We start from the raw sequence: 14,189 nt of genomic DNA, 5'->3' as shown, positions 1-14,189 counted from the left end.
ACTCATGCGGTTCGAACATCCTGGCCTACACCTGGCGTGCGCAGGTCACCGGGTACCGCACCGTTACAAAGGAATCGCGTTTCGGGACTGGGCCGTGACACCTCTAAACTGACCCCCGTGACCGAGAACACTCAGCAGCCGCACGCAGCGCCCACGACCGAACTGCCGACCCAGTACACGCCGGCCGAGGTAGAGGGGAAGCTGTACGAGCGCTGGGTGGAGCGGGGTTACTTCCAGGCGGACGCCAAGAGCGACAAGCCGCCGTACACCATCGTCATCCCGCCGCCGAACGTCACCGGCTCGCTCCACCTGGGCCACGCCTTCCAGCACACGCTGATGGACGCCCTGACCCGCCGCAAGCGCATGCAGGGCTTCGAGACGCTGTGGCTGCCCGGCATGGACCACGCCGGCATCGCCACCCAGAACAAGGTCGAGCAGCAGCTCGCCGAGGAGGGCAAGTCCCGCCAGGACCTGGGCCGCGAGGCGTTCGTCGAGCGCGTGTGGCAGTGGAAGGAGGAGTACGGCGGGAAGATCCTGGGCCAGATGCGCCGCCTCGGCGACGGCGTCGACTGGTCCCGTGAGCGCTTCACGATGGACGAGGGGCTGTCCAGGGCCGTCCTCACCATCTTCAAGAAGCTCTACGAGGACGAGCTGATCTACCGCGCCGAGCGCATCATCAACTGGTGCCCCCGCTGTCTCACCGCGATCTCCGACATCGAGGTCGAGTACCAGGAGGACGACGGCGAGCTGGTCTCCATCCGGTACGGCGAGGGCGACGAGAGCCTCGTCGTCGCCACCACCCGCGCCGAGACCATGCTCGGCGACACCGCGGTCGCCGTCCATCCCGACGACGAGCGGTACCGGCACCTCGTCGGCAAGAAGATCAAGCTGCCGCTGACCGACCGGTCCATCCCGGTCGTCGCCGACAGCCACGTCGACCCCGAGTTCGGCACGGGTGCCGTCAAGGTCACCCCGGCCCACGACCCGAACGACTTCGCCATCGGCCGGCGCCACGGCCTGGAGTCGGTCACGGTCATGGACGAGCGTGCCGTCATCACCGCGCACGGCCCCTTCCAGGGCCTCGACCGCTACGAGGCGCGCGCGGCGATCGTCGGCGCGCTGCGCTCGCAGGGCCGGATCGTCGCCGAGAAGCGGCCCTACGTCCACAGCGTCGGCCACTGCTCCCGCTGCCGCACGACCGTCGAGCCGCGGCTGTCCCTGCAGTGGTGGGTCAAGGTCGGCCCGCTCGCCAAGGCGGCCGGTGACGCCGTCCGCGACGGCCGCGTCAGGATCCACCCCGAGGACATGTCGAAGCGGTACTTCGACTGGGTCGACAACATGAACGACTGGTGCATCTCGCGCCAGCTGTGGTGGGGCCACCGCATCCCGATCTGGTACGGCCCCGAGGGCGAGGTCGTCTGCGTCGGCCCGGACGAGGAGCCGCCGGCCGGCGAGGGCTGGCGCCAGGACACCGACGTCCTCGACACCTGGTTCTCCTCCGGCCTGTGGCCGTTCTCCACGCTCGGCTGGCCCGAACAGACCGAGGACCTGCGGAAGTTCTACCCGACCGACGTCCTGGTCACCGGCCACGACATCATCTTCTTCTGGGTCGCCCGGATGATGATGTTCGGCCTGTACGCCATGGACGGCGAGGTGCCGTTCCGGACCATCGCCCTGACCGGCCTGGTCCGCGACGAGCGCGGCAAGAAGATGTCGAAGTCCTTCGGCAACGTCGTGGACCCGCTCGACTGGATGGACACGTACGGCTCCGACGCCGTCCGCTTCACCCTGGCCCGCGGCGCCAACCCCGGCACCGACGTGCCGATCGGCGAGGACTGGGTCCAGGCCTCCCGCAACTTCGCCAACAAGATCTGGAACGCCACCCGCTTCGCGCTGATGAACGGCGCGACGGTCGAGGGCCCGCTGCCGGACGCGTCCGCGATGTCGGCCACCGACCGCTGGATCCTGTCCCGGCTGAACAAGACGGTCGCCGCGGCCGACGCGTTCTACGACGACTTCCAGTTCGCCAAGCTGTCCGACGCGCTGTACCACTTCGCGTGGGACGAGGTCTTCGACTGGTACGTCGAGCTGTCCAAGACCACCTTCCAGGCGGGCGGCGAGGCCGCCGCGGTCTCCCGGCGGGTCCTCGGCGAGGTCCTCGACGTCACGCTGCGGCTGCTGCACCCGGTCGTCCCGTTCGTCACGGACGAGCTGTGGACGACGCTCACCGGCGGGGAGTCCGTGACCGTCGCCGACTGGCCGGCGGACTCGGGCTTCCGGGACGAGGCCGCCGAGCGCGAGATCGCCACGCTCCAGCAGGTCATCACCGAGGTCCGGCGCTTCCGCGCCGACCAGGGCCTGCAGGCCGGCCAGCGCGTCCCGGCGCGCCTGACGCTGGACGGCACGCCGCTCGCGCCGCACGAGCCGGCCATCCGGCAGCTGCTGCGCCTGCAGCCGGCCGGCGAGGACTTCGCGGCGACGGCGACCCTGCCGGTGGCGGGGGCCGAGGTCGCGCTGGACCTGTCCGGCGCGATCGACGTGGCCGCGGAGCGCAAGCGGCTGGCGAAGGACCTCGCGGCGGCGCAGAAGGAGCGCCAGCAGACCGAGGCCAAGCTGGGCAACGAGGCCTTCCTCGCCAAGGCGCCGGACCACGTCGTGGAGAAGATCCGCACGCGCCTGGCCACGGCGGAGGAGGACATCGCGCGGATCGAGGCGCAGCTGGAGAAGCTGCCGCCGGCGTAGGACTCCGTACGTGGAGGAGGGCCCCCGGTGCCGGCACGGCCCGGGGGCCTTCACGCACCTGCCCGCAGCGGTGCGGCCGCCGGGCCCCCGTAGACTGGCCCCGTGAGTGAGCTCCCCCCGCACGACCCCGAGCAGCCCGATCCCGCCGAGGCGTTCGACGAGATCGTCGCGGCCGAGACCGACCGCGATCCCGACCTCGCCGTCATCGAGGCCGGCAGCCGCACCCTGCGCACGCTGGGCGGCCCGCCCGACGCCGACGTACCGGCCCGGCCCGCCGACCCCGAGGTCGACCAGGCGCTGCGCGAGGTCGAGGCCGAGCTGGCGACGCGCTGGGGCGAGACCAAGCTGGAGCCGTCCGTCAGGCGCATCGCCGCGCTGATGGACGTCCTCGGGGAGCCGCAGCGGACGTACCCCTCCATCCACATCACCGGGACCAACGGCAAGACGTCCACCGCCCGCATGATCGAGGCGCTGCTCGGCGCGTTCGACCTGCGCACCGGGCGCTACACCAGCCCGCACGTGCAGTCGGTCACCGAGCGGATCAGCCTGGACGGGGCGCCCGTCTCCGCCGAGCGGTTCATCGAGACGTACCAGGACATCAAGCCGTACGTCGACCTGGTCGACACCCAGCAGGACTACCGGCTGTCGTTCTTCGAGGTGCTGACCGGCATGGCGTACGCCGCCTTCGCCGACGCGCCCGTGGACGTCGCCGTGGTGGAGGTCGGCATGGGCGGCTCCTGGGACGCCACGAACGTGATCGACGCGGACGTCGCCGTGGTCACGCCCATCGACCTCGACCACACCGACCGGCTCGGCGGGACGCCCGGGGCGATCGCCACGGAGAAGGCCGGCATCGTCAAGCAAGGCGCCACCGTCGTCCTGGCGCAGCAGCCCGTCGACGCGGCGCAGGTACTGCTGAAGAAGGCCGTGGAGGTCGACGCCACGGTGGCCCGCGAAGGGCTGGAGTTCGGCGTCCTCGCCCGGCAGGTGGCCGTCGGCGGGCAGCTGCTCACGCTGCGCGGTCTCGGCGGCGAGTACCCCGAGGTGTACCTCCCGCTGCACGGCGCGCACCAGGCACACAACGCGGCCGTCGCCCTCGCCGCCGTGGAGGCGTTCTTCGGGGTCGGCGCCCAGCGCGCCGAGCCGCTCAACGTCGACACCGTGCGCAAGGCGTTCGCGGCCGTGGCCTCGCCGGGCCGGCTGGAGGTCGTCCGGCGCTCGCCGACCGTCGTGCTGGACGCCGCGCACAACCCGGCGGGCGCGCGGGCCACGGCCGAGGCGATCGGTGAGGCCTTCCAGTTCAGCCATCTGGTCGGTGTCGTCGGCGCGAGCGACGACAAGGACGTACGCGGGCTGCTGGAGGCGTTCGAGCCGGTGTTCGCCGAGGTCGTCGTCACGCAGAACTCCAGCCACCGCGCGATGGACGCCGACGAGCTGGCCGCCGTCGCCGTGGAGGTGTTCGGGGAGGACCGCGTGCAGGTCGAGCCGCGGCTGCCGGACGCGCTGGAGGCCGCCGTCACGCTGGCCGAGGAAGAGGGCGAGTTCGCCGGCGGCGGCGTCCTCGTGACCGGCTCCGTCATCACAGTCGGCGAGGCCCGGCTGCTTCTGGGGAAGGGCTGACAATCCCGTGCGTACGCTCTGTTCCACGACGCTGATCAGTGAGTTCCTGATCATCGGATTCGCCGGTCTGGTCGCCATGAAGGACCCCGACCTGTCCACGTCCACGGTGTGGACGGTGTGCGGCGTCGCGATGTTCCTCAGCCTGGTGCTGTGCGGCATGGTGACCCGGCCGGGCGGTGTCGTGCTCGGCTGGGCGCTGCAGATCGCGCTGATCGCGGCCGGGACCGTGGTGCCGCTGATGTATTTCCTCGGGGTGGTGTTCGCCGCGCTGTGGTGGGCGTCGGTGCACTTCGGGCGGAAGGTCGACGAGGCGAAGGCCCGGTTCGCGGCCCAGGAGACGGAGAACGGTTCCGCACAGGCTGACGCTGTGTGACAGCGGCCCGGACACGCCCGGTAACCTCATGACCCCGCACACCCTTTGATCCGAAGGAGCCCGCCCGTGAGCCAGCGCACCCTCGTCCTCCTCAAGCCCGACGCGGTCCGTCGTGGCCTGACCGGCGAGATCATCAGCCGTGTCGAGCGCAAGGCCGGCTGGCGGATCACGGCGCTGGAACTGCGCACCCTGGACCAGGACACGCTGGAGCAGCACTACGGCGAGCACAAGGGCAAGCCGTTCTACGAGCCGCTGGTCGAGTTCATGTCGTCCGGCCCGGTCGTCGCCATGATCGTCGAGGGTGAGCGGGTCGTGGAGGGCGTCCGCGCCCTGGCCGGTCCCACCGACCCGATCGCCGCGGCGCCCGGCTCGATCCGCGGCGACTACGGCGTCATCGTCCGGGAGAACCTGATCCACGCCTCCGACTCCGAGGAGTCCGCCGAGCGCGAGGTGAAGATCTTCTTTCCGGGTCGCGCCTGACACTCCCGGCGACACGCGAAACACCGGCACCTGACGCCACGTCAGCACAATGCCCCGTCTGACCTGGGGCGGCCGCGAAACGCAGGCCGCCCTTCGGCATACGCGTGCCGATCGGGGGAACGAATGCCCCCGATGGCCCGTTCCACAGGCGGGGCGGCAGGTCATCTGCTGACAATGGCGAAGACCCTCGCGCAGTGTCCGTGCAGGCGCGTCTACCATGGAAGCCTTCACGTCACAGCACCCACTTCGCCGACCTGAAAAGCCCTCAAAAGCTCGTGGGAAGGCCAGACGAATCCTGATGGGGAACTCAATGTCGTTCATCGGCCGTGACATGGCTGTCGACCTCGGGACCGCCAACACGCTGGTGTACGTCAGGGGTCGCGGGATCGTACTCAACGAGCCGTCCGTCGTCGCGATCAACACCAACACCGGTGGCATCCTCGCGGTCGGTGCCGAAGCGAAGAAGATGATCGGGCGCACGCCCGGCAACATCGTTGCCGTGCGTCCGCTGAAGGACGGCGTGATCGCCGACTTCGAGATCACCGAGCGGATGCTCCGCTACTTCATCCTGAAGATCCACAAGCGGCGGTATCTGGCTCGTCCGCGGGTCGTCGTCTGTGTGCCGTCCGGCATCACCGGCGTCGAGCGCCGCGCCGTCATCGAGGCGTCGTCCCAGGCCGGCGCCCGCCAGGTGCACATCATCGAGGAGCCCATGGCCGCGGCCATCGGCTCCGGCCTGCCGGTCCACGAGGCCACGGGCAACATGGTGGTGGACATCGGCGGCGGCACGACGGAGGTCGCGGTCATCTCCCTCGGCGGCATCGTCACCGCCCAGTCCATCCGCGTCGCGGGCGACGAACTGGACAACGCGATCATCCAGCACATCAAGAAGGAGTACTCCCTCCTGCTGGGTGAGCGCACGGCCGAACAGATCAAGATCACGATCGGTTCGGCGTACGAACTCGACTCCGACGAGCACACCGAAATCCGCGGCCGGGACCTGGTGTCCGGGCTGCCGAAGACCGTCGTCGTCTCCGCCGCCGAAGTGCGCAAGGCGATGGAGGAACCGGTCAACGCCATTGTCGACGCCGTCAAGACGACCCTGGACAAGTGCCCGCCGGAGCTGTCCGGCGACATCATGGACCGCGGAATCGTTCTGACCGGCGGCGGCGCCCTGCTGCGCGGCCTGGACGAGCGGCTGCGCCGGGAGACCGGCATGCCGATCCACATCGCCGAGGACCCGCTGGACAGCGTGGCGCTCGGCTCCGGCAAGTGCGTCGAGGAGTTCGAGGCGCTCCAGCAGGTGCTGGACGCCCAGCCGCGCAGATGACACGACTCTTCGATTCCGCCGTACGGGATGTTCTTCTCTCGTGCGGCGGATCGTTGATGGAGAGACATCGATATACAGACATTGATATAGAGACGTCAATGCAAGAGACGTCAATGCAAAGACGTCGACACAGAGACGTCGGCAGAGGGACATGGGCCCCAAAAGGGGTCCGTCGCACATTCCGACGAGGAAGGCACGGCCGCCGCACGTGAGGGACACACGAGAGAGCCGGCTGCTCCTGGTGCTGCTGATCGCCATCGCGTTCGCACTGATCACGGTGGACATCCGCGGCGGGGAGGACTCACCGGTCGACGGTGCCCGGAAGGCCGCGGCCACCGTCTTCGGTCCGGTCGAGAACGGGGTGGCGGCCGCGGTCGACCCGGTCGGCAACGCGGTCTCCGCGATCCGCGACTCCGGCGAGCGGCACGACCGGATCGCCCAGCTGGAGAAGGAGAACGCGGCCCTCAAGGCGACACTCGGCAGCGACGACCGCAGCCGCAGCCGCCTCAAGCAGCTCGACAGCCTCCTGAAGACGGCGGGCAAGGGCCAGTACGGCATCAAGGGCGCCCAGGTCATCGCCATAGGAGCCGCCCAGGGCTTCTCCTGGACCATCACCATCGACGTCGGCGCCAACGACGGGGTCCGGCGGGACATGACCGTCCTCAACGGCGACGGACTGGTGGGCCGCGTGACGACCGTCGGCCCCGACACCGCCACCGTGCTCCTGGCCACGGACCCCGACTTCACCGTCGGCACCCGCATGGAGAACGGCGACGAACTCGGCTTCGCCGCCGGGCAGGGCGACCGCCCTCTGCGCGTCGAACTCCTCAACGGCAAGGCGGAGGTGAAGAAGGGCGACCGCCTCGTCACCTTCGGCTCCCAGGCCGACCGGCCCTTCGTGCCCGGCGTGCCCGTCGGCGTCGTCTCCCGCGTCGACCCCTCCGGCGGCGACCTGACCCGCACCCTGTACGTCACGCCCTTCGTCAGCTTCACCAAGCTCGACATCGTCGGCGTCGTCGTCCAGGCCCCGCAGAAGGACCCGCGCGACACCGTGCTCCCGGCCAAGCCCAAGCCGACCCCGACGCCCACCGTGACGGTGACGGTCACCCCGTCCGCCGAGGCGCCCGCCGACGGCGACGTCCCGCAAGAGCAGTAGGAGCTGTCACCCATGCGCGCCAACCGGATCCTGCTGTCCTCGTTCTTCGTCGTCGTCGCCCTGGTGATCCAGGTGAGCGTCCTCGCCCGCCTGCACCTGCCCGGCGCCGTGCCCGACCTGATGCTGCTCACCGTCCTCGGCCTCGCCCTGGTCTACGGGCACGTCGGCGGCGCCCTCGTCGGCTTCGGCGCCGGACTGCTCGCCGACCTCGCCCCGCCCGCCGACCACGCCGCCGGGCGCTACGCCCTCGTGCTGTGCGTCATCGGCTATCTCACGGGCCTCGTCAAGCCGGACAACGGCCGCCTGCGGTCCGCGACCGGCCCCATGGTCGTCGTGGTCGCCGCCGCCGTCGGCTCCACGCTGCTGTACGCGGGGGTCGGCGCCCTCGTCGGCGACACCGCCGCCCGCCACGTCGGCCTCGGCAGCCTGCTGTTCACCGCCGTCCTCTACGACCTGCTGCTCGCCCCGTTCGTCGTCCCCGGCATCATGGCGCTGGCCCGCCGCGCCGACAACGACCCGCTGGCCGACACCGGCTCCGCCGCCAACAGCACCGACATCTCCTCCGGCTGGCTCGCCTCCGGCACCGGACTGCGCATCGGCAGCCAGCGCGGCGGCGGCCTCGGCGGCGCCCTGAAGGTGAAGACGGCGCGCGCCCGGGTGGCCCGCGCCGGACGCATCAAGGGGGTCAAGCGGCTGTGACCGCGGCGCCGTACACGACTCGTATCCGTATCCCTGTCCGTACCCGTATGGGCACGCGCACGCGTACTCGCACCGAGAGGGGGAGGCGGCCCAGTTGAGCAACATCCCCGAGACCGGCCGGACTCAACGCGTCCAGATCCGGCTCGTCGTCATCCAGGTCCTCGTCCTCTCCCTGCTCGGCACCCTCGCCGGCCGGCTGTGGTACCTCCAGATCCGCGAGGGTGCCGCATACGCCAAGGAGGCCTCCGGCAACCACGTCCAGCAGGTCGTCCAGCCCGCCGTGCGCGGCTCGATCCTGGACGCCCGGGGCGTGCCCCTCGCCGACAACGAGACCCGGCTCGTCGTGTCCGCCTCCCGCACCGACCTGCTGAAGATGAAGGACGACGGCGACGCCGTCCTCACCAAGCTGGCCGGCGTCCTGGGCATGACGCCCAAGGAGGTCAAGCAGAAGGTCCGGCTGTGCGACGCCAAGACCCCGCAGCCCTGCTGGAACGGCTCGCCCTACCAGCCGATCCCCATCACCGACGAGGCCACCCCCCGGCAGGCCCTGCAGATCCGCGAACGCGCCGAGGACTTCCCCGGCATCTCCGCCGAACCGCAGGCCGTGCGCCGCTACCCGGCCCCCGGCAAGGCCAACACCGCCCAGGTCCTCGGCTACCTCTCGCCCGTCACCGACGAGGAGATCAAGAAGGCCCAGAACACCGACTCGCCCTACCTGCGCTCCGACCAGGTCGGCCGGTCCGGCCTGGAACGGCAGTACGACAAGCAGCTGCGCGGCAAGGCCGGCGTCACCCGCTACGAGGTCGACAACCTCGGCCGCGTCATCGGCAAGGCCGAGTCCGACCCGGCCGAGGCCGGCTCCAGCCTCGTCACCAGCCTGGACGCCCGCGTGCAGCGCATCGCCGAGTACGAGCTGAACGAGGCGATGAAGGCCGCCCGCAAGGAGCACGACCGCAACACCGGGACGAACTACAAGGCCGACTCCGGTGCCGTCGTCGTGATGGAGGCCAAGACCGGCCGCGTCGTCGCCATGGCGTCCAACCCGACGTACGACCCGAACGCCTGGGTCGGCGGCATCTCCGCCAAGGACTACGCGCGGCTCACCGGCAAGAAGTCCAACTACCCGCTGTTCAACCGCGCCATCCAGGGACAGTCGGCGCCCGGCTCCATCTTCAAGGTGATCCCGACCGCCGCCGCGGTCAACGCCGGCTACTCCTTCAACGGCCCCTACGAGTGCTCCAGCAGCTACTCCATCGGCGGACAGGTCTTCAAGAACTTCGAGTCCAAGGGGTACGGCGCGATCAGCCTCGGCCGCGCCCTGGAGGTGTCCTGCGACACCGTCTTCTACCGGCTCGCCCACGAGGAGTGGAAGCGCGACGGCGGCACCAAGCCGAAGAAGAAGCCCAACGACTGGTTCTACAAGACCGCCCACCAGTTCGGCCTCGGCAAGGAGACCGGCATCGACCTCCCCAACGAGGTCACCGGCCGCGTCCCCGACCGCCAGTGGAAGCTGGACTACTGGAAGGCCAACAAGGACGCCTGGTGCCGGACCGGCAAGAAGAACGGCAGCTACGCCGAGAAGATCGCCTACGAGAACTGCCTCGAGGGCAACCGCATGCGCGCCGGTGACTCCGTCAACTACTCCATCGGCCAGGGCGACACCCTCGTCACGCCCATCCAGATGGCCAGCATCTACGGCGCCATCTCCAACGGCGGCACCGTCTACCGGCCCACCGTCGGCAAGGCCGTCATCAGCGCCGACGGCAGGACCGTCACGGAGATCCAGCCCAAGGCGGCCAGCAGGCTGCCGATGACGCAGAAGACCCGCGACGAGATAGACGATGCCCTCGAGGGAGTCGCCACGCGCGGTACGGCCGCCTGGCGGTTCGAGGGCTGGCCGCAGGACAAGATCCCGATGCACGCCAAGACGGGTACCGCCGAGGTCTACGGCAAGCAGACGACCTCGTGGTTCGCCACGTACACCGAGGACTACACGGTCGTCATGACCATCTCCCAGGGTGGTACGGGCTCCGGCGCCTCGGGCCCCGCCGTCCGCAAGATCTACAACGCGCTGTACGGCGTCTCCGAGGACGGCGACATCAACCCGAAGAAGGCCCTGCTGCCGGCCCCGCAGAAGAGCCTGCCGAAGGTCAGGACGGACGGCACCATCGCCGCCCCGAAGCTCCCCGCCGACCCGGCCGCGCCCCTGAAGAAGGAGAAGGCCGGCGAGTCCGGCACCACCACGCCCGACGGACAGCAGCAGCCCGCCGGGACCGCCCCGCCGCAGACCGGGGGCAACCAGGACACCCGCAGGCGCCCGCGCAGGCGCGGCGGGACGAGGGGAAGCGGCGGGCCGCAGGCGTGCGGCAGGCTCACCAACAGCGGCAGGCTCACCAGTAACGGCGGGGCGAAGGGAAGCCGGAGGGCCCGACCATGACCGGCGTCAACAGCTTCCAGGTCTCCGGCTACGGCCCCAAGCGCGCGGGCTGGACGCGCCTGTTCGCCCGCGACTCGGCGGCGCGGCGGCTCGACTGGCCGCTGCTCCTCGCGTCGGTCACGCTGTCCGTGATCGGCTCGGTCCTGGTCTTCTCCGCGACCCGCAACCGCACCGACATCAACCAGGGCGACCCGTACTACTTCCTGGTCCGGCACATCATGAACACCGGCATCGGGCTCGCCATGATGGCCGGCATCGTCTGGCTCGGCCACCGCGCGCTGCGCACCGCCGTGCCGATGCTGTACGGCGCCTCCCTGCTGCTGATCCTGCTGGTGCTCACGCCGCTCGGCTCCACCGTCAACGGCGCGCACTCCTGGATCGTCCTCGGCGGCGGCTTCTCGCTCCAGCCGTCGGAGTTCGTGAAGCTCACGATCATCCTCGGCATGGCGATGCTGCTGGCGACCCGCGTCGACGCGGGCGACCGGCAGCACCCCGACCACCGGACCGTGCTCCAGGCGCTGGGCCTGGCCGCCGTGCCGATGCTCATCGTGATGCTCATGCCCGACCTCGGGTCGGTCATGGTGATGGTCATCATCGTGCTCGGCGTGCTGCTGGCCTCCGGCGCGTCCAACCGCTGGGTGTTCGGGCTGATCGGCGCCGGCACCGTCGGCGCGCTGGCCGTCTGGCAGCTCGGCGTCCTCGACGACTACCAGATCAACCGGTTCGCCGCGTTCGCCAACCCCGACCTCGACCCGGCGGGCGTCGGCTACAACACCAACCAGGCCCGCATCGCCATCGGCTCCGGCGGACTCACCGGCTCCGGCCTGTTCGAGGGTTCCCAGACCACCGGACAGTTCGTGCCCGAGCAGCAGACGGACTTCGTGTTCACGGTGGCGGGGGAGGAACTGGGCTTCGTGGGCGGCGGCTTCATCATCCTGCTGCTCGGCATCGTCCTGTGGCGGGCCTGCCGCATCGCCCGGGAGACCACCGACCTGTACGGCACGGTCGTCGCCGCCGGGATCGTCGCCTGGTTCGCCTTCCAGACCTTCGAGAACATCGGCATGACCCTCGGCATCATGCCGGTCACCGGCCTGCCGCTGCCGTTCGTGTCGTACGGCGGTTCCGCGATGTTCGCGGTGTGGATGGCGGTGGGGCTGCTGCAGTCGATCAGAGTGCAACGGCCGATGTCGGCCTGAGGGCGGTCCCCGGGGCCGTGGACGTGTGACGCGGCGTGCCCGACGCTGTGCCGGTACGCGCGCGTGCGGGGACAGCTGGAGGCACGCGCGCGTGCGGGGGACTGCTCCGGCCGGGTTAGTCTGGATGGTCACCCGCCCCCAGCCTCCGGCCGGGGGGACCTCCAGCCAGCACACGAAGGTTCCGTGAGATGCCTGCCGAAGCCGCCGAGTCTGTGCCGTCTGTGTTTCCGCAGCTCGAAGCTCTGCTCCCGCATGTGCAGAAGCCGATCCAGTACGTCGGCGGAGAGCTCAACTCCACGGTCAAGGACTGGGACTCCTGCGACGTCCGCTGGGCACTGATGTACCCCGACGCGTACGAGGTCGGCCTGCCCAACCAGGGCGTCATGATCCTCTACGAGGTGCTGAACGAGCAGGAGGGCGTCCTCGCCGAGCGCACCTACAGCGTCTGGCCGGACCTCGAGGAGCTGATGCGCGAGCACCGGGTCCCGCAGTTCACCGTCGACAGCCACCGCCCGGTGAAGGCCTTCGACGTGTTCGGCCTGTCCTTCTCCACAGAGCTGGGCTACACCAACATGCTGGCCGCCCTGGACCTCGCGGACATCCCGCTGGAGGCCCGGGACCGCGGCCTCGACGACCCGATCGTCGTGGCCGGCGGGCACGCGGCGTTCAATCCCGAGCCCATCGCCGACTTCCTCGACTGCGCCGTGATCGGCGACGGCGAGCAGGCGGTGCTGGAGATCACGGCGATCGTCCGCGCCTGGAAGGCCGAGGGCCGCCCCGGTGGCCGCGAGGAACTCCTCTTCCGCCTGGCGAGGACCGGCGGGGTATACGTCCCGCGCTTCTACGACGTCGAGTACCTCCCGGACGGCCGTATCGCCCGCGTCGTCCCGAACCGCTCGGGCGTCCCGTGGCGCGTCTCGAAGCACACGGTCATGGACCTGGACGAGTGGCCCTACCCCAAGCAGCCGCTGGTCCCGCTCGCCGAGACCGTCCACGAGCGCATGTCGGTGGAAATCTTCCGCGGCTGCACGCGCGGTTGCCGCTTCTGCCAGGCCGGCATGATCACCCGCCCGGTCCGTGAGCGTTCCATCACGGGCATCGGCGACATGGTCGAGAAGGGCCTGAAGGCGACGGGCTTCGAGGAGGTCGGCCTGCTGTCCCTGTCCTCGGCGGACCACAGCGAGATCGGCGACATCGCCAAGGGCCTCGCGGACCGCTACGAGGAGGACAAGATCGGCCTGTCGCTGCCGTCCACCCGTGTCGACGCCTTCAACATCGACCTGGCGAACGAGCTCACGCGCAACGGCCGCCGCTCGGGCCTCACCTTCGCTCCCGAGGGCGGCTCGGAACGCATCCGCAAGGTCATCAACAAGATGGTCTCGGAGGAGGACCTGATCAGGACCGTCGCCACGGCCTACGGCAACGGCTGGCGCCAGGTGAAGCTGTACTTCATGTGCGGCCTGCCGACGGAGACCGACGACGACGTCCTGCAGATCGCCGACATGGCGACCCGCGTCATCCAGAAGGGCCGCGAGGTCTCCGGCTCGAACGACATCCGCTGCACGGTGTCGATCGGCGGGTTCGTCCCCAAGCCGCACACGCCGTTCCAGTGGGCGCCGCAGCTGAGCGCGGAGGAGACGGACGCCCGTCTCACCAGGCTCCGCGACAAGATCCGCGCCGACAAGAGGTACGGCCGCTCCATCGGCTTCCGCTACCACGACGGCAAGCCCGGCATCGTCGAGGGCCTGCTGTCCCGCGGCGACCGCCGCGTCGGCGCGGTCATCCGCGCGGTCTACGAGGACGGCGGCCGTTTCGACGGTTGGCGCGAGCACTTCTCCTACGACCGCTGGATGAGGTGCGCGGCGAAGGCCCTGGCCCCCTACGGCGTGGACGTCGACTGGTACACCACCCGCGAGCGCGGCTACGAGGAGGTCCTGCCCTGGGACCACCTCGACTCGGGCCTCGACAAGGACTGGCTCTGGGAGGACTGGCAGGACGCCCTCGACGAGACGGAGGTCGAGGACTGCCGCTGGACCCCGTGCTTCGACTGCGGGGTGTGTCCGCAGATGGACACGCACATCCAGATCGGCCCCACGGGCAAGAAGCTGCTGCCGCTCACGGTGAAGAAGCCCGCGGGCACCGGCCATACGCACTGA

The 14,189-nt window shown here is 70.1% G+C and carries 10 protein-coding genes; all 10 read left to right on the top strand.

Going from position 1 to position 14,189, the window contains the following annotated elements; translation table 11 throughout:
* The first annotated feature begins 117 nt into the window (after positions 1–117).
* A complete protein-coding gene (locus tag AB0M97_RS20525) occupies positions 118–2,742 on the top strand; it encodes a valine--tRNA ligase (protein WP_365962338.1) in 2,625 nt (874 codons plus the stop codon).
* Between the two features lie 102 nt (positions 2,743–2,844).
* Positions 2,845–4,362: a folylpolyglutamate synthase/dihydrofolate synthase family protein gene (locus AB0M97_RS20520; RefSeq protein ID WP_365962336.1), complete on the top strand. Its 1,518-nt coding sequence runs from the start codon at positions 2,845–2,847 to the stop codon at positions 4,360–4,362.
* A 7-nt stretch (positions 4,363–4,369) separates the two neighbouring features.
* The gene (locus AB0M97_RS20515) at positions 4,370–4,735 is read left to right on the top strand and encodes a DUF4233 domain-containing protein (protein WP_365962335.1); all 366 of its coding nucleotides are present in this window, start codon (positions 4,370–4,372) and stop codon (positions 4,733–4,735) included.
* 66 nt (positions 4,736–4,801) lie between these two features.
* The gene (ndk, locus tag AB0M97_RS20510; protein WP_365962334.1) at positions 4,802–5,215 is read left to right on the top strand and encodes a nucleoside-diphosphate kinase; all 414 of its coding nucleotides are present in this window, start codon (positions 4,802–4,804) and stop codon (positions 5,213–5,215) included.
* Positions 5,216–5,525: 310 nt separating this feature from the next.
* Entirely contained in the window at positions 5,526–6,545 is a 1,020-nt protein-coding gene (locus AB0M97_RS20505; RefSeq protein WP_365962333.1) for a rod shape-determining protein, read from the top strand.
* 208 nt (positions 6,546–6,753) lie between these two features.
* On the top strand, positions 6,754–7,701 hold the full coding sequence (gene mreC, locus AB0M97_RS20500; RefSeq protein ID WP_365962332.1) for a rod shape-determining protein MreC: 948 nt from the start codon (positions 6,754–6,756) through the stop codon (positions 7,699–7,701).
* Positions 7,702–7,713: 12 nt separating this feature from the next.
* Entirely contained in the window at positions 7,714–8,400 is a 687-nt protein-coding gene (mreD, locus tag AB0M97_RS20495) for a rod shape-determining protein MreD (protein ID WP_365962331.1), read from the top strand.
* 94 nt (positions 8,401–8,494) lie between these two features.
* Positions 8,495–10,837 (top strand): penicillin-binding protein 2, encoded by a 2,343-nt coding sequence (mrdA, locus tag AB0M97_RS20490; RefSeq protein ID WP_365962330.1) that lies wholly within the window; start codon positions 8,495–8,497, stop codon positions 10,835–10,837.
* Complete coding sequence (rodA, locus tag AB0M97_RS20485; RefSeq protein WP_365962329.1) at positions 10,834–12,033, top strand: rod shape-determining protein RodA; 1,200 nt, start codon at positions 10,834–10,836, stop codon at positions 12,031–12,033. Before mrdA ends, rodA begins: the two co-directional genes overlap by 4 nt.
* A gap of 188 nt (positions 12,034–12,221) precedes the next feature.
* Positions 12,222–14,189, top strand: coding sequence for a TIGR03960 family B12-binding radical SAM protein (locus AB0M97_RS20480; RefSeq protein WP_365962328.1), 1,968 nt, complete (start codon positions 12,222–12,224; stop codon positions 14,187–14,189).

It is taken from the genome of Streptomyces sp. NPDC051207 (genome assembly GCF_040682395.1).
Lineage (GTDB): Bacteria > Actinomycetota > Actinomycetes > Streptomycetales > Streptomycetaceae > Streptomyces.
Note: the sequence above shows the minus strand (reverse complement) of the source record. Positions and strands in the feature narration are given on the sequence as shown.